Raw genomic sequence first — 15,914 nt, 5'->3', positions numbered from 1 at the left:
TCTGACGAAGGAAGAGGGGGGCCGTCACACTCCGTTTTTCAACGGGTACCGTCCGCAGTTTTACTTCCGGACGACGGACGTGACGGGGGTGGCGACGCTTCCGGAGGGCGTGGAGATGGTGATGCCGGGGGACAACGTGGGACTGACGGTGGAGTTGATCGCTCCGGTGGCCATGGAGAAGGAGCTTCGGTTCGCGATCCGGGAGGGCGGCCGCACCGTGGGCGCCGGAGTCGTCGCGGAGATCCTGGAATAAAGGGAGTTTTCCCGGAAGGGAATCGGGGAGAGCAATGAGAGACATCATCACGTTGGCCTGTTCCGAGTGCAAGAACAGGAATTACACGACCACCCGGAACAAGAAGACGATGACCGAGAAGCTCGAGCTGAAGAAGTTCTGCCCCTCGTGCAGGAAGCACACGCCGCACAAGGAGACCAAATAGACGGTATGGGGGAAGGCCAGTAGCTCTAACGGTTAGAGCACCGGACTCCAAATCCGGGTGATGGGGGTTCGAATCCCTCCTGGCCTGCCATCCTTGCCTTATCGACGGGAGACGCGCTCTTCATGGCGAGATCATTCAAGGACAGGTTGTTCGAACGGCTTCCGGGCACCCGCACGGCGACGGAGGAAACGAAGCCGAGGCGGCAGGAAGGCGTAGGGCTGCCGCAGAAAATCACCGGGTTTTACCGGGAATTCAAGACCGAGATGAAGAAGGTGACCTGGCCGGGGCGCAAGGAAACGGTTTCCTCGACCGCCGTGGTGATCGTCACCGTCCTCGTCATCGTCCTTTTTCTGGGACTGGTCGATTACGCTCTGGGCAGGATCGTATATTCCGTCCTGAACTTCTAACTCCCCCTAAGAGGGCTCAATGGCGCGACAGTGGTACGTGGTTCATACCTATTCGGGGTATGAGAAAAAAGTGAAGGAATCGCTCCAGAACCGGATCGAGGCGGAAGGGGTCCAGGAACGGTTCGGGGACGTTCTCATCCCCTCCGAGACCGTGGTGGAGATGAAAAAAGGGAAAAAGCGCACGGGCACGCGCAGCTTCTTTCCGGGATATCTCCTGGTCCAGATGGAACTCGACGAGAAGACCTGGCATCTGGTCCGGCACACTCCCAAGGTGACGGGGTTCGTCGGGGGGAAGAACCCGGCCCCCATCCCCGAATCGGAGGTCGAGGAGATCAAGTCCCAGATGGCGGAGGGTCGCCTCAAGCCGAAGCCGAAGGTGACCTTCACCGAAGGCGAGAACGTGCGCGTCACCGACGGACCGTTCTCGAATTTCAACGGGATCGTGGACAGCATCAAGCCGGACAAGGGGAAAGTGGTCGTTCTGGTCTCCATCTTCGGGCGGGCAACGCCCGTAGAGCTCGATTTCACCCAGGTCGAAAAAAGCTGACCGGGCGGGGGGAGAAACGTCATGGCGAAGAAAATCATCACGCAGATCAAGCTCCAGATCCCGGCGGGAAAGGCGAATCCTTCCCCTCCGGTGGGGCCCGCCCTCGGGCAGCACGGGGTCAACATCATGGAGTTCTGCAAGACCTTCAACGCGAAGACGGCCTCCCAGGAGGGGATGATCATCCCGGTGGTCATCACCGTCTTCGCGGACCGGTCGTTCACCTTCATCACGAAGACCCCTCCCGCGTCGATCCTCCTCCTGAAGGCGGCAGGGATAGAAAAAGGGAGCAAGACGGCCAAACGGGAGAATTGCGGGACGATCCCCCGCGCCAAGGTCGAGGAGATCGCGAAACTCAAGATGGTCGATCTGGACGTCAAGGATCTGGCCGCCGCGATCAAGACCATCGAGGGAACGGCCCGGAGCATGGGGCTGGAAGTCGTCTGAACCCTGGGACAGAAGGGAGAGAGAAATGCCGAAGCACGGCAAAAAGTACCTGGAATCACGGAAGAAGGTGAACAGGGAGGCAAAGTACTCTCTCGACGAGGCGCTCGACCTGCTGAAAGGCACGGCGTACGCCAAGTTCGACGAGACGGTGGAAGTGGCGATGCGCCTGGGCGTGGACCCGAAGTATCCGGACCAGCAGGTACGGGGCTCCGTCGTCCTTCCGAACGGAACGGGGAAAAAGATCCGAATCGTGGTGTTCGCCAAGGGCGAGAAGGAGAAGGAGGCCCAGGAGGCGGGAGCCGACGTCGTGGGATCCGACGATCTCGTCGCGAAGATCCAGGGGGGATGGCTCGAGTTCGACAAGGCCGTTGCGACCCCCGACATGATGGGGGCCGTCGGGAAGATCGGAAAGATCCTGGGACCGAGAGGGTTGATGCCGAACCCGAAGGTCGGAACGGTCACGTTCGACGTCGGGAAGGCCGTCCGCGACCTCAAGGGGGGTAAGGTCGAGTTCAAGGTGGACAAGACCGGGACGCTTCATTCCGGGATCGGGAAGATCAGTTTCGGAAGGGACAAGATCCGGGAGAACTTTCTCGCGTTCTACGAGGCGATCATGAAGGCGAAGCCGTCCGCCGCCAAGGGGACGTACGTTCGCTCCATCGCCCTTTCCTCGACGATGGGAATCGGGGTCAAACTCAACGTGAGCGTGCTCCAGACGGAATAGCGTAACGGGGGGACACTCCTTTTTTTCTCGACGAAAGAATCAGGAGTGTCCCCGGGATAGAGTGTCCCACAATGAGGAAACTTCTTTTGTCAAAGACCGCGGGTTCGCCTTCCGGCGACCAAGGGGGCTCTCCGCCCGGCCCGCGCAGACAAGAGGGACGAAAGGCCATGGAGAACAAGACGGGAACACCGCCGCTCCGCCCTCGTGCTTTGACAGGAGTTTCGCACGGGTATTCACTCCACCAAGGGAAGGGGGCATGAGCGAGGTGAAAAAGAGGAGCAAGGCGGATACCGTCGAGGCGATGCGGGGAATCATCGCCGGCCAGAAGGGTTCCGTGCTCGCGGAGTACCGGGGCCTCACCGTGGCCGAAATCACGCGCCTCAGGAAAAAGCTGCGGGAGATCGATGCGGAATTCAAGGTCGTGAAAAACACCCTGATCCGCAGGGCGGCGAAGGATACCGGATTTTCCCTGCTCGAGGAGTTCTTCACCGGGCCGACCGCCATCGGCTTTACGGGGAACGACCCCGTGATGCTGGCGAAGGCGATGCGGGAGTTTGCGGCCGGGAACCCGAAAGTCCGCCTGAAAGCGGGGTATTTCGAAGGGAAGGTCTTTTCGGCAAAGGAGGTCGAGGCGCTGGCGGACGTACCCAAGAGGGAGGTGCTTCTTTCCCGGCTGGTCGCCGGGCTGGCATCGCCCGTCACCAGGCTGGCGCAGGCGCTCTCCGGTCCGCAGAGAAAGATGGTGTATGCGCTTCAATCCATCCATGACTTGAAATCCAAACAGGTATGTGCTTGATAAACAGGAGGATAAGGATATGGGAACGATGACGAAAGAAGAATTCGTGAAGATGGTGGAGGGACTCTCGGTCCTCGAGCTCCACGACTACGTGAAGGCTCTCGAAGAGCGGTTCGGCGTAACGGCCGCCGCTCCCGCGATGATGATGGCCGCAGCCGCTCCCGGTGCGGCGGCCCCCGCGGCCGAGGAGAAAACGGAGTTCGACGTGATCCTGACCGACTACGCGGACAAGAAGATCCAGGTGATCAAGGTGGTCCGCGAGGTCACGGGGCTTGGCCTGAAGGAGGCGAAGGACCTCGTCGAGGGAATCCCGAAACCGATCAAGGAAGGAATCGAAAAGAAGGAAGCCGAGGCTCTGAAAAAGAAGATCGAAGAGGCGGGGGGCAAGGCGGACATCAAATAGGACATGTCCGGCGGGAGGCCACCCGGGGGGGGCGTTTGCCCTCCCGGTGCCAGGAGGCGCAGCGGGGCCGATGACCGCCGCCGAAGCCCCACAGTCGGCAGACGGGGACCCGGGGCGAGGCGGGGGGTTCCACGAGGCGGCGGGGACACTCCTGATTTGATCGGCGAATGAAAAAGGAGTGTCCCCCCGAAGGAAGAAATCGCGGCGAGCGGAACGGCAGCGAGCGGGCGAAGGTCGCGAGCTACGCCTAAGTCCCCCCGGTCTCTAGAGATCCGTTGCCGAAGAGGCCGTGCACCGAGAGGGTCGATGCGCCGCGCCCGGCGAGGCGCCCGACCGAGACGTACCCGCCGCGGTACGGTGAGGGCGGGCAACGAAGCTGGAGCGGATGCAGCGGCCCTCGAATGCCGGGATCTGAGGGAATGGATCTCTGGAGGCCGGCGAGCCAGGGTCCCCGGTCGTTGGGTTCCCCGTAGCCGAATTTATGAAATGAACCACTTAGCCAGTACCCCCGGGGTGAGAAGATGATGTATCTGGACTACCGGAATCTGATCAAGAGAGTCGACTTTTCCAAGATCGGAAAAGTCATCGAAATCCCGAACCTCATCAAGGCCCAGCAGCAATCGTACGACGACTTCCTGCAGGCAGACGTTCCTCCCGAGAAACGGAAGGAGATCGGCCTGCGGGCCGTCTTCAAGAGCATCTTTCCCATCACGGACTACAACGGCCGGGCCACGCTGGAGTTCGTTTCCTACGCCATCGGCCAGCCGAAGTGGAACGAGGAGGAGTGCCGCGAGAGAGGCATGAATTACGCATCTCCGATCAAGGTGACCGTCCAGCTCGTCATCTTCGACGTGGACGAGACGACCGCGGCCCGCACCATCCGGGACGTCAAGGAGCAGGAGGTGTTCTTCGGCGAGATCCCCCTGATGACGGCCCGTGCGACCTTCATCATCAACGGGACGGAACGGGTCATCGTGAGCCAGCTTCATCGCTCGCCGGGCGTCTTCTTCGAGCACGACAAGGGCCGGTCCCACGCCTCCGGCAAGGTCCTCTTTTCCGCGCGGATCATCCCGTACCGGGGTTCGTGGCTGGACTTCGAGTTCGACCACAAGGACATGCTGTACGTGAAGATCGACCGGAAGCGGAAATTCCCCATCGCCGTTCTCTTGCGGGCGATCGGGATGTCCACCGAGGAACTCCTGCGGCGTTTCTACGAAGTCGAGGAGGTGACGATCGAAGGGGACCGTTATACCAAGGTGTTCCGCCCCGAACTCATGGTCGGGCTCAAGATGCCCGTGGAGATCCGGCATCCCAAAACGAACGAGGTCGCGTTCAAGAAGGGGATCAAGGTTTCGAAGAAGCGGGCGGAACGGTTCGCCGACGTCCCGTTCGGGAAAATCGCGCTTCCCCTCGACGATCTCCTCCAGAAGGTGAGCGTCACCGACATCGGGAACGCGGAAACCGGGGAGGTCATCCTCGAGTGCGGCCAGAAGGTCACGGAGGAAACCCTCGCCCTCATCCGGGAGAAGGGGATCACCTCCTTTTCGGTCTTCTCCCTCGAGAACGCGGACCGGGCGATCTGGGAAGGGCTGATGACCGACAAGATCAAGGAGCGGGACGAAGCCCTGAAGGAGATCTACAAGAAGATGCGTCCGGGGGACCCCCCCACGAAGGACGCCGCGGTTTCCCTGTTCGAGAACCTGTTCTTCAACCCGGAGCGGTACAGCCTGTCGAAAGTGGGCAGGCTCAAGATGAACCACAAGCTCGGGATTGCCGACAACGACCTGGACTCGACCGTTTTGCGGTACGAGGACATCCTCCGGGTGATCCGGTATCTCATCCATCTGAAGAACGGGATCGGCGAGGCGGACGACATCGACAACCTCGGAAACCGGCGAGTCCGCACCGTGGGAGAGTTGATCGAAAACCAGTTCCGGATGGGGCTGGTGCGCGTGGAGCGGGCGATCCGGGAGAAGATGAGCCTCCAGGACATCGAGACCCTGATGCCGCACGACCTGATCAACGCGAAACCCGTTTCCGCGGTCGTCAAGGAGTTTTTCGGATCGTCGCAGCTGTCCCAGTTCATGGACCAGACCAATCCCCTGTCCGAAGTCACGCACAAGCGTCGCGTGTCGGCCCTGGGCCCGGGCGGTCTGACGCGGGAGCGGGCCGGATTCGAGGTTCGGGACGTCCACCCGACGCACTACGGGCGCATTTGCCCCATCGAGACCCCCGAGGGGCCGAACATCGGGCTGATTGCGTCCCTGTCGACGTTCGCGCGGATCAACGAGTTCGGGTTCATCGAGACCCCGTACCGGGCGGTGCGCGACTCGCGCGTGACGAGCGAGATCGTCTCCCTCTCCGCGATGGACGAGGAAAAACACGTCATCGCGCAGGCGAACGCCCCCATTGACGGGGACGGCAGGTTTGAGCGGGAGGTCGTGATCGCCCGGAAAGAGGGCGAGTTCGCGATGGTGCGTTCCTCGGAGGTCACCCTCATGGACGTATCCCCGAACCAGCTGGTTTCCGTCGCCGCGTCGCTCATCCCGTTCCTCGAGCACGACGATGCGAACCGCGCGCTTATGGGCTCCAACATGCAGCGGCAGGCGGTACCGCTCCTGCGAACGGAGCCCCCCCTTGTGGGCACGGGGATGGAGTCCGTGGTCGCGCGCGACTCGGGTGCGGCGGTCGAGGCGGTGCGCGGGGGAAAGGTGGAGTCCGTGGACGCCCGCCGGATCGTCATCCGGCCGGACGAGCCGGATGCGAGCGGCCGGTACGGCGCCGACATCTACAATCTCGTCAAGTTCCGGCGTTCCAACCAGAACACCTGCGTCAACCAGAAGCCGATCGTCACCCTCGGCCAGAAGGTGAAGACGGAGGAAGTGATCGCGGACGGCCCTGCCACCTCCGTGGGCGAGCTCTCCCTCGGGAGGAACGTACTCGTGGCCTTCATGCCGTGGCGGGGGTACAACTTCGAGGACTCCATCCTCATTTCCGAAACGATCGTCAAGGAGGACATCTTCACCTCGATCCACATCGAGGAGTTCGAGTGCGTGGCGCGGGAGACGAAACTCGGGAAGGAGGAGATCACCGCCGACATCCCGAACATCAGCGAGGAGTCCCTGAAGGACCTCGACGAGAGCGGGATCGTGCGGATCGGGGCGCGCGTGAAGCCCATGGACATCCTCGTGGGGAAGGTCACGCCCAAGGGCGAGACGCAGCTTTCCCCCGAGGAGAAACTGCTCCGGGCGATCTTCGGAGACAAGGCCGGGGACGTGAAGGACTCCTCGCTCCGCGTGCCGCCGGGGATCGAGGGGATCGTCATCGACTCGAAGGTGTTCACCCGGAAGGGCGGGGAGAAGGACGACCGCTCGCAGGCCTATGAAGAGAAGGAGACGGAAAGGCTCCTGCGCGACCAGGACGACGAAATCCGGATCATCATGGAGACCGCCTACGGGAAGATGCGAAACCTCCTTCTCAACAAGACCTCTGCCGTCCGCCTGACCGGCGGGGACCGGTCCGAGGTGATCCTGAACAGGAAGAAAAAGCTCACCGAGGACGTTCTCGATGAGATTCCGAAAGACCTGTGGGCGCAGATCGCGTTCGAGGAGGATCCGACCTCCCAGGAGCGCCTGACGGACATCTCCCAGGTCGCCCAGGACCAGGTGAGCCTGGTCAAGGCGGTCTTCGAGGAGAAGATCGGGCGGATGCGGAAGGGGGACGAGTTGCCCCCGGGCGTCCTCAAGATGGTGAAAGTCTACATCGCCATGAAGCGCAAGCTGTCGGTGGGCGACAAGATGGCGGGCCGGCACGGGAACAAGGGGGTGATCTCCCGGATCGTCCCGGAAGAGGACATGCCGTATCTTTCCGACGGGACGCCCGTCGACATCGTCCTCAACCCTCTCGGTGTTCCGTCCCGGATGAACGTCGGGCAGATCATGGAGACCCACCTCGGGTGGGCCTCGCGGGAGCTGGGGGAGAAGGTCCGGCAGCTGGTCGAGAACGAGTTCAGTCCCCGGGCCGTGAAGGATTGGCTCCGGAAGATCTACGATTCGAAACGGTTCGAGGAACACCTCGAAAGCCTCGACGACGAGGAGGTCCGGAAGGTCGCCGCACTCTTGTCCGGAGGAGTGTTCATGGCGTCCCCGGTCTTCAGCGGCGCGAACGAGGAAGAGATCCGGCGGTATCTGGGCATGGCGGGCCTGCCGGAGACCGGACAGACTTCTCTCTACGACGGCATGACCGGGGAACTGTTCCACCAGCAGGTGACCGTCGGCTCGATGTACATGATGAAGCTGCACCACCTCGTGGACGACAAGATCCACGCCCGGTCCACAGGGCCGTATTCGCTGGTGACCCAGCAGCCCCTCGGAGGAAAAGCGCAGTTCGGAGGGCAACGGCTCGGGGAGATGGAGGTATGGGCGCTGGAGGCGTACGGAGCCGCGTATACGCTCCAGGAATTTCTGACGGTGAAGTCGGACGACGTCCCCGGAAGGGCCCGGATGTACGAGGCGATCGTGAAGGGCAACTTCTCCCTCGAGCCCGGGCTGCCGGAGTCGTTCAACGTCCTCATCAAGGAATTGCAGGCGCTCGGCCTCGATGTCGAGCTGATCAGCGAGGAAGCCAAGTAGCGAACGCAGTCCGGGAACGATCGGGGAGGCACCCATTGGAAGACCTTTTCACAAGATTCGAGAAGCCGAAGGACCCGTTGTTCTTCTCGGGGATCCGCATTTCCATCGCCGCGCCGGACCAGATCCGCAAGTGGTCCCACGGCGAAGTGAAGAAACCGGAAACTCTCAACTACCGGACGTTCAAACCGGAACGGGACGGTCTGTTCTGCGCGAAGATCTTCGGTCCGATCAAGGACTACGAGTGCAACTGCGGCAAGTACAAGCGGATGAAACACCGGGGGATCGTCTGCGAGAAATGCGGGGTCGAGGTGATCCAGTCCAAGGTGCGAAGGGAGAGGATGGGGCATATCGAGCTTGCCTCCCCCGTCGCCCACATCTGGTTCCTGAAGAGCCTGCCCAGCCGCATCGCCACCATCCTCGACATGCCGATGAAGGAGATCGAGGCGGTCATCTACTTCGAGAAGTTCATCGTCATCGACCCCGGAAAGACGGATCTGGAGAAGCTCGAGGTGCTCTCGGAGGCGAAATACCGGGAGAAGAGGGAGGAGTTCGGTGACGCCTTCAATGCGGGACTGGGCGCGGAGGCGATCCTGACCCTGCTGGCGGAGTTGAACCTGGACAAGCTCTCCGAGGAGCTCCGCCGGGATATGGGGGAGACCGCCTCGGAGGCCAAGAAGAAGAAGATCTCGAAGCGCCTGCGCATCGTGGAGGCGTTCCGGGACAGCGGACAGCGTCCGGAATGGATGGTCATGGGCGTCATTCCCGTGCTTCCGCCGGACCTTCGTCCCCTGGTCCCCCTGGACGGCGGACGGTTCGCCACATCGGACCTGAACGACCTGTACCGTCGTGTGATCAACCGGAACAACCGTCTGAAACGGCTGCTCGATCTTTCCGCGCCGGAGATCATCATCCGGAACGAGAAGCGGATGCTGCAGGAATCCGTGGATGCCCTGTTCGACAACGGACGGCGAGGGAAGCTCATCACCGGGTCCAACAAGCGGCCTCTCAAATCCCTCTCCGACATGCTGAAGGGGAAGGGAGGACGTTTCCGCCAGAACCTGCTCGGAAAACGGGTCGATTACTCCGGCCGCTCGGTGATCGTCGTCGGGCCGGAGCTCAAATTGCACCAGTGCGGCCTGCCCAAGAAGATGGCCCTCGAGCTGTTCAAGCCGTTCATCTTCAACAAGCTCGAGGAAGGCGGCTACGCGACCACCATCAAGGCGGCCAAGAAGATGGTAGAGAAGGAGAAGCGCGAGGTCTGGGACGCGCTGGACGAGGTCATTCGGCAGCTCCCGGTGATGCTCAACCGCGCTCCGACGCTTCACCGGCTGGGGATCCAGGCGTTCGAACCGGTATTGATCGAGGGAAAGGCGATCCAGCTGCATCCCCTCGTGTGCACCGCCTTCAACGCGGACTTCGACGGCGACCAGATGGCGGTCCACGTCCCTCTCTCCATCGAAGCCCAGATGGAGGCGAGAGTGCTCATGATGTCCACGAACAACATCCTCTCGCCCGCGCACGGCAAGCCCGTGATCAGCCCCACGCAGGACATCGTCCTCGGGATCTACTACCTCACGCGCCCGCGCGAGGGGCTCAAGGGGGAGGGGAGGCGGTTCTCCAGCCTGGACGAGGTGCGCATCGCCTTCGACGCGGGAGAGATCAAGGTGCAGACCAAGATCCAGGTCCGCGTAAACGGAAAAATCCTGGAATCCACGACGGGCCGGGTCCTCCTCTACGAAGTGGTGCCCCCCGAGGTGCCCTTCGACCAGGTCAACCGGGTGATGAAAAAGAAGGACCTCGCCGAGCTCATCGATGTTACGTACCGCGTGTGCGGGCAGAAGGCGACCGTCATCCTGTCCGACCAACTCAAGACGCTCGGCTACTCCTACGCCACCCTGTCGGGAATCTCGATCTGCATGAACGACATGAAGATCCCGAGCAACAAGAAAGCGCTTCTGGAAAAAGCGACCTCCGAGGTGGAGGCCGTGGTGGAGGAGCACCAGGGAGGACTCATCACCAACGGCGAGCGGTACAACAAGGTGGTCGACATCTGGTCCGCGGCCACCGAGCAGATCGCGTCGGAAATGCTTCGCGAGATGGGAACGGAGACGATCAAGACGCGCGACGGAAAGGAACGGAAAGTCCCGAGCTTCAACCCCATCTATATGATGGCGGACTCGGGAGCTCGGGGATCCGACAAGCAGATGCGCCAGCTCGCCGGGATGCGGGGACTGATGGCCAAGCCTTCGGGGGAGATCATCGAGACGCCGATCACCTCGAACTTCCGTGAGGGGCTGTCGGTCGGGCAGTACTTCATCTCCACCCACGGAGCCAGGAAAGGTCTCGCCGACACCGCCCTCAAGACGGCGAACTCCGGGTATCTCACCCGGAGGCTGGTGGACGTGGCCCAGGACTGCATCATCATCGAGGACGACTGTCAGACGCTCGACGGGATCCCCGTCCGCGCCCTCGTGGAAGGCGGGGAAATCATCGACCGGTTGTCCGACCGCATCCTCGGAAGGGTGGCGCTCGAGGACCTGTACGACGGGGACGAGAACCTCCTCGTCTCCGCCAACGAGGAGGTAACGGAGGATGTGGCCCGACAGATCGAGATGTCGGGGATGGACGAAGTCAAGATCCGCTCCGCCCTGACCTGCGAGAGCAAGCGGGGAGTATGCGCGCTCTGTTACGGACGGGACCTGGCACGCGGGAAGATGGTGACCATCGGGGAGGCGATCGGCATCATCGCGGCGCAATCGATCGGGGAGCCCGGGACCCAGCTCACGATGCGGACGTTCCACATCGGCGGCACGGCCTCCCGGTTCGTCGAACAGAGCTACACCCAGGCGAAAAACCCGGGAAAGATCAAGTTCCAGGGCCTGACCGTGATGAAAAACCGGGATGGGAAGAACGTCGCCATGAACCGGAACGGCTTCCTGATCGTTCTGGACGAGAACAACCGGGAGCGGGAGAAGTATCCCATCACCTACGGGGCTTCCCTGCTGGTGAAGAGCGGGGAGAAGGTGAAGGAGGGGCAGCGGCTCGCCGAGTGGGATCCCTACAACATCCCGATTCTCACGGAAGTTACGGGAATCATCAAGTTCGGGGACATCATCGAGGGGATCACGATGCGCGAGCAGCTCGACGAGGTCACCGGACGGTCCACGCGGGTGATCATCGAGTCGAGGGACCCGGACGCCCGTCCGCGGATTTCGATCAAGGACGAAAAGAACCGTACGCTCAAGCTTCCCGGCTCCTCGAGCGATGCCCGGTACCTCCTGCCCATCGGGTCGAACATTTTCGTCGAGGAAGGGCAGAATCTGGTGGCCGGCGACATCATCGCGAAGATCCCGCGGGAGACCACGAAAACGAAAGACATCACCGGCGGTCTGCCCCGCGTGGCGGAGCTCTTCGAGGCGAGGAAGCCCAAGGAGTTCGCCGTCATCTCCGAAATCGACGGGGTGGTGCGGCTCGGCAAGGACTTCAAGGGGAAGCGGAAGATCCAGGTCGTGCCGGACATCGGGGAGGCCCGGGAATACACCATCCCCCGCGGGAAGCACATCACCGTGCACGACGGAGAGAGGATCCGGGCCGGGGAGTCCCTCATGGACGGGTCTCCCAATCCGCACGACATCCTGCGGGTACAGGGAGACAAGGAGCTCGCCCGCTTTCTCGTGGACGAGATCCAGGAAGTCTACCGGCTCCAGGGCGTCCGGATCAACGACAAGCACATCGAGGTCATCGTCCGGCAGATGCTTCGCAGGGTGAAGATCTCCGATCCGGGGGACACGAACTTCCTCGTGGGGCAGAGCGTGGAGAAGTGGGTGTTCAAGGAGGAGAACGAGCGGAATAAGGGGAAAGGGGGGACTCCGGCCAAGGCTGATCCCCAGCTCCTGGGGATCACCAAGGCTTCCCTCTCCACGGAGTCCTGGATCTCCGCGGCCTCCTTCCAGGAGACCACGAAGATTCTCACGGACGCGGCCGTTCACGGCCGGGTCGACTCCCTGTCGGGATTGAAGGAAAACGTCATCATGGGGCGGCTTATCCCGGCCGGTACGGGGGGGCTGCTCTACCGCATGTTGGACATGGAGGCGGATCCGTCGCTTCCCTCCGAGATCAAGGAGGAGACCCCGGAGGAGGTGATGGAGGAAGAGGAAGAAACCGGTTGACACAACAACCGCGAAATGATATAAGAATTGCTTCTGTTTCGAGCAGGATAGACGGAACGAGCAGGAAGGCGGGGGGAGATGCCCACGATCAACCAGTTGGTCCGGAAAGGGCGCAGGGCGGTCGTGGACCGAAGCGACTCGCCCGCGCTGGAACGGTGTCCCCAGAAGCGGGGGGTATGCCTCCGGGTGTACACCACGACCCCGAAGAAGCCCAATTCGGCGCTGCGAAAAGTGGCCCGGGTTCGGCTCACGAACGGGATCGAGGTCACTGTCTATATCCCGGGCGAGGGGCACAACCTCCAGGAGCACTCCGTCGTGTTGATCCGGGGGGGCAGGGTCAAGGACCTCCCCGGAGTGCGGTATCACATCATACGTGGAAAGCTGGATTCCGTTGGTGTCCAGGACAGACGGAAGTCGCGGTCGAAGTACGGAGCAAAGCGACCCAAATAGCTTTCCCTAACCGGAACGAGGCAGTACCGGCCTTTCCCGGCAGGTCCGCCGGAACGGGGTAAACGGAATGGTAGCCGCCATGCTCCGCGGGAAGCGCTCCCGTGGGTGGGGGCTATCGGTTTGTTCAACGAGGAGGCATTTACGGTGAGGAGGCGTTCCTGATGCCCAGGCGAGGATTTGTGTCCAGGCGGGTGGTAGGGATGGACCCGGTCTATGGCGATGCTCTTGTCGCGAGGATGATCACCGGGGTCATGCGGAAGGGAAAGAAAACCGTCGCGGAAAATATCGTCTACGGATCGATGGAGATCATCAAGGAGAAGACGAAGGAAGATCCGGTCAACGTGATCAAGAAGGCGGTGGAAAACACCAAGCCCGTCCTCGAGGTCAAGTCCCGCCGCGTGGGCGGGGCGACCTACCAGGTTCCGGTGGAGATCCGCACCGAGAGGCGTCTCGCGCTCTCGCTCCGTTGGATGATCAACTTCGCGAAGGAGCGTTCCGAGAAAACGATGGTCGAACGCCTGTCGGGGGAAATCCTGGACGCCTTCAACAACCGCGGTCTGACCGTCAAGAAGAAGGAAGACACCCACAAGATGGCCGAGGCCAATAAGGCCTTCGCCCATTACCGCTGGTAAGCCGCGGGGATGCAGGAAAGGAAGACGAAGAAGTGGCAAGAACCACCCCACTGGAAAAAACCCGGAACATCGGGATCATGGCCCACATAGACGCGGGGAAGACCACCACCACGGAGCGGGTCCTGTACTACACGGGCGTCTCCCACAAGATGGGGGAGGTGCACGAGGGGACCGCGACCATGGACTGGATGGAGCAGGAGCAGGAACGGGGGATCACGATCACTTCCGCGGCCACCACCTGCTTCTGGAGGGAACACCGGATCAACATCATCGACACGCCGGGGCACGTGGACTTCACCATCGAGGTGGAGCGTTCCCTCCGCGTTCTCGACGGCTGCGTCGCGGTGTTCTGCGCCGTGGGCGGGGTGGAGCCCCAGTCGGAAACGGTTTGGCGGCAGGCGGACAAGTACCGCGTTCCGCGCCTCGCCATGATCAACAAGATGGACCGCACGGGGGCGGATTTCGATCGCGTCATCCGCATGTTGAGGGAACGTCTCGGGTCGAACCCCGTCCCGATCCAGCTTCCGTTCGGGAAGGAGGAGGGGTTCCGGGGGATCATCGACCTGGTGCGGATGAAAGCCGTCGTATGGGATGAAGACATTCTCGGGGCCAGATACCGGCACGAGCCCATTCCCGGCGACATGGAGGAAGCCGTCGCTTCCGCGAGGGAACGGCTTCGGGAATCCCTGGCGGACGTCAACGACTCGCTGCTCGAGAAGTACCTGGCCGGCAAGGAGATCGAGGTGGCCGAACTGCAATCCGCGATCCGCGAGGCCACCATCGGCCTGAGGATGGTTCCCGTGCTGTGCGGAACCGCTTTCCGGAACAAGGGGATCCAGCCTTTTCTCGACGCCATCCTGGATTACCTTCCTTCCCCCCTCGACGTGCCTCCCATGGAAGGCATCGACCCGCGGGACGGGTCGGTCGCCGTCCGTAAGGTCGGAGACGACGAGCCGTTCTCCGCCCTCGCTTTCAAGATCATGACGGATCCGTTCGTCGGGCAGCTCACCTTCCTCCGTGTCTATTCCGGGACCCTTTCCTCGGGCGATCAGGTGTACAACTCGACGAGACAGAGAAAGGAGCGGATCGGCCGCATCCTCAAGATGCACGCGAACAAGAGGGAGGAGATCAAGGCGGTCTACGCGGGGGACATCGCGGCATGCGTCGGCCTGAAAAACGCGTTTACCGGAGACACCCTGTGCGCCCCGGACCAGGAAATCGTCCTCGAGTCCATCTCCGCCCCCGACCCCGTGATCTCCATCGCGATCGAGCCGAAGACGAAAGCCGACCAGGAGAAGCTGGGACTGTCCCTCCAGAAGCTTGCCCTCGAGGACCCCTCCTTCCGGGTCAAGGTGGACGAGGAGACGGGACAGACGCTGATCTCCGGCATGGGGGAGCTGCACCTGGAAATCATCGTGGACCGGCTGTTGCGGGAGTTCAAGGTGGCGGCCAGCGTGGGACGTCCCCAGGTCGCTTACCGGGAGACGGTCACGCGAGCGGCGAAGCACGAAGGGCGGTATGTCCGCCAGACGGGGGGCAGGGGACAGTACGGTCACGTCTGGATCTCCGTGGAGCCGAACCAGGCGGGCAAGGGATTCGAATTCGTCAACAAGATCGTGGGGGGAGTCGTCCCGAAGGAATACATCCCCGCCGTGGGAAAAGGCGTGCGGGAAGCGGCGGAGACGGGTGTCGTGGCGGGGTATCCCGTGGTCGACACGGTCGTCACGCTCCTCGACGGGTCCTATCACGATGTGGACTCTTCCGAGATGGCGTTCAAGATCGCGGGTTCCATGGCGTTCAAGGCGGCGTGCCAGATCGCGCACCCCGTCCTTCTGGAACCGGTGATGGCGGTTGAGGTGGTGACCCCGGAGGAGTTCATGGGGGATGTCATCGGGGACCTGAGCGCCCGCCGCGGGCGGATCCAGAAGATCGATGTGCGCGGAAACACCCAGGTGATCGACTCCCATGTGCCCCTCTCCGAGATGTTCGGGTACGCCACCGATATGCGGTCGAAGACACAGGGGAGAGCGACCTACACCATGCAGTTTGACCATTACGAGCCAGCCCCGATCTCCGTAAGCGAGGAAGTCGTCGCGAAGGTGAAGGGCGCCTGACGAAAACCCGCGAAAGGGAGGAACGCACATGGCCAAGCAGAAATTCGAGCGCAAGAAGCCTCACGTAAACGTCGGTACGATTGGTCACGTGGATCACGGCAAGACGACGTTGACCGCGGGGATCACGAAGGTGCTGGCGACTCGCGGGCTGGCGCAGTTT

General features: G+C 62.1%; 13 protein-coding genes and 1 tRNA gene. All 14 read left to right on the top strand.

Annotated features, from left to right (window positions below; genetic code table 11):
* On the top strand, positions 1-253 hold a 253-nt coding region (locus VJ307_10560; protein ID HJX74580.1), incomplete at its 5' end, for a hypothetical protein.
* 34 nt (positions 254-287) lie between these two features.
* The gene (rpmG, locus tag VJ307_10555; GenBank protein HJX74579.1) at positions 288-437 is read left to right on the top strand and encodes a 50S ribosomal protein L33; all 150 of its coding nucleotides are present in this window, start codon (positions 288-290) and stop codon (positions 435-437) included.
* Positions 438-450: 13 nt separating this feature from the next.
* Positions 451-527: transfer RNA gene (locus VJ307_10550), tRNA-Trp, on the top strand.
* Positions 528-559: 32 nt separating this feature from the next.
* Complete coding sequence (secE, locus tag VJ307_10545; GenBank protein ID HJX74578.1) at positions 560-844, top strand: preprotein translocase subunit SecE; 285 nt, start codon at positions 560-562, stop codon at positions 842-844.
* A 19-nt stretch (positions 845-863) separates the two neighbouring features.
* On the top strand, positions 864-1,391 hold the full coding sequence (gene nusG / locus VJ307_10540) for a transcription termination/antitermination protein NusG (GenBank protein ID HJX74577.1): 528 nt from the start codon (positions 864-866) through the stop codon (positions 1,389-1,391).
* Between the two features lie 21 nt (positions 1,392-1,412).
* Positions 1,413-1,835: a 50S ribosomal protein L11 gene (rplK, locus tag VJ307_10535; protein ID HJX74576.1), complete on the top strand. Its 423-nt coding sequence runs from the start codon at positions 1,413-1,415 to the stop codon at positions 1,833-1,835.
* 25 nt (positions 1,836-1,860) lie between these two features.
* Entirely contained in the window at positions 1,861-2,559 is a 699-nt protein-coding gene (gene rplA / locus VJ307_10530) for a 50S ribosomal protein L1 (GenBank protein HJX74575.1), read from the top strand.
* Positions 2,560-2,815: 256 nt separating this feature from the next.
* Positions 2,816-3,355, top strand: a complete 540-nt coding sequence (rplJ, locus tag VJ307_10525) for a 50S ribosomal protein L10 (GenBank protein ID HJX74574.1) — start codon at positions 2,816-2,818, stop codon at positions 3,353-3,355.
* Between the two features lie 28 nt (positions 3,356-3,383).
* Positions 3,384-3,758: a 50S ribosomal protein L7/L12 gene (gene rplL / locus VJ307_10520; protein HJX74573.1), complete on the top strand. Its 375-nt coding sequence runs from the start codon at positions 3,384-3,386 to the stop codon at positions 3,756-3,758.
* A 521-nt stretch (positions 3,759-4,279) separates the two neighbouring features.
* Positions 4,280-8,389, top strand: a complete 4,110-nt coding sequence (gene rpoB, locus VJ307_10515; GenBank protein ID HJX74572.1) for a DNA-directed RNA polymerase subunit beta — start codon at positions 4,280-4,282, stop codon at positions 8,387-8,389.
* Positions 8,390-8,424: 35 nt separating this feature from the next.
* The gene (gene rpoC, locus VJ307_10510) at positions 8,425-12,558 is read left to right on the top strand and encodes a DNA-directed RNA polymerase subunit beta' (protein ID HJX74571.1); all 4,134 of its coding nucleotides are present in this window, start codon (positions 8,425-8,427) and stop codon (positions 12,556-12,558) included.
* A gap of 78 nt (positions 12,559-12,636) precedes the next feature.
* Positions 12,637-13,008, top strand: a complete 372-nt coding sequence (gene rpsL / locus VJ307_10505) for a 30S ribosomal protein S12 (GenBank protein HJX74570.1) — start codon at positions 12,637-12,639, stop codon at positions 13,006-13,008.
* Between the two features lie 161 nt (positions 13,009-13,169).
* Complete coding sequence (gene rpsG / locus VJ307_10500) at positions 13,170-13,640, top strand: 30S ribosomal protein S7 (GenBank protein ID HJX74569.1); 471 nt, start codon at positions 13,170-13,172, stop codon at positions 13,638-13,640.
* A gap of 32 nt (positions 13,641-13,672) precedes the next feature.
* Positions 13,673-15,754: an elongation factor G gene (gene fusA / locus VJ307_10495; protein ID HJX74568.1), complete on the top strand. Its 2,082-nt coding sequence runs from the start codon at positions 13,673-13,675 to the stop codon at positions 15,752-15,754.
* The last annotated feature ends 160 nt before the right edge of the window (positions 15,755-15,914 follow it).

The sequence above is a fragment of the Candidatus Deferrimicrobiaceae bacterium genome (assembly GCA_035256765.1).
Classification (GTDB): Bacteria; Desulfobacterota; Deferrimicrobia; order Deferrimicrobiales; family Deferrimicrobiaceae; genus CSP1-8.
This window is presented reverse-complemented; position numbering and strand designations above follow the sequence as displayed.

Excerpts from the sequence above, each read along its gene's own strand:
- rplA (HJX74575.1), top strand. The coding sequence starts at position 1,861 with ATGCCGAAGCACGGCAAAAAGTACCTGGAATCACGGAAGAAGGTGAAC.
- rpsG (HJX74569.1), top strand. The coding sequence starts at position 13,170 with ATGCCCAGGCGAGGATTTGTGTCCAGGCGGGTGGTAGGGATGGACCCG.
- rpmG (HJX74579.1), top strand. The coding sequence starts at position 288 with ATGAGAGACATCATCACGTTGGCCTGTTCCGAGTGCAAGAACAGGAAT.
- rpoB (HJX74572.1), top strand. The coding sequence starts at position 4,280 with ATGATGTATCTGGACTACCGGAATCTGATCAAGAGAGTCGACTTTTCC.
- rplL (HJX74573.1), top strand. The coding sequence starts at position 3,384 with ATGACGAAAGAAGAATTCGTGAAGATGGTGGAGGGACTCTCGGTCCTC.
- nusG (HJX74577.1), top strand. The coding sequence starts at position 864 with ATGGCGCGACAGTGGTACGTGGTTCATACCTATTCGGGGTATGAGAAA.
- rpsL (HJX74570.1), top strand. The coding sequence starts at position 12,637 with ATGCCCACGATCAACCAGTTGGTCCGGAAAGGGCGCAGGGCGGTCGTG.
- rplJ (HJX74574.1), top strand. The coding sequence starts at position 2,816 with ATGAGCGAGGTGAAAAAGAGGAGCAAGGCGGATACCGTCGAGGCGATG.
- secE (HJX74578.1), top strand. The coding sequence starts at position 560 with ATGGCGAGATCATTCAAGGACAGGTTGTTCGAACGGCTTCCGGGCACC.
- rplK (HJX74576.1), top strand. The coding sequence starts at position 1,413 with ATGGCGAAGAAAATCATCACGCAGATCAAGCTCCAGATCCCGGCGGGA.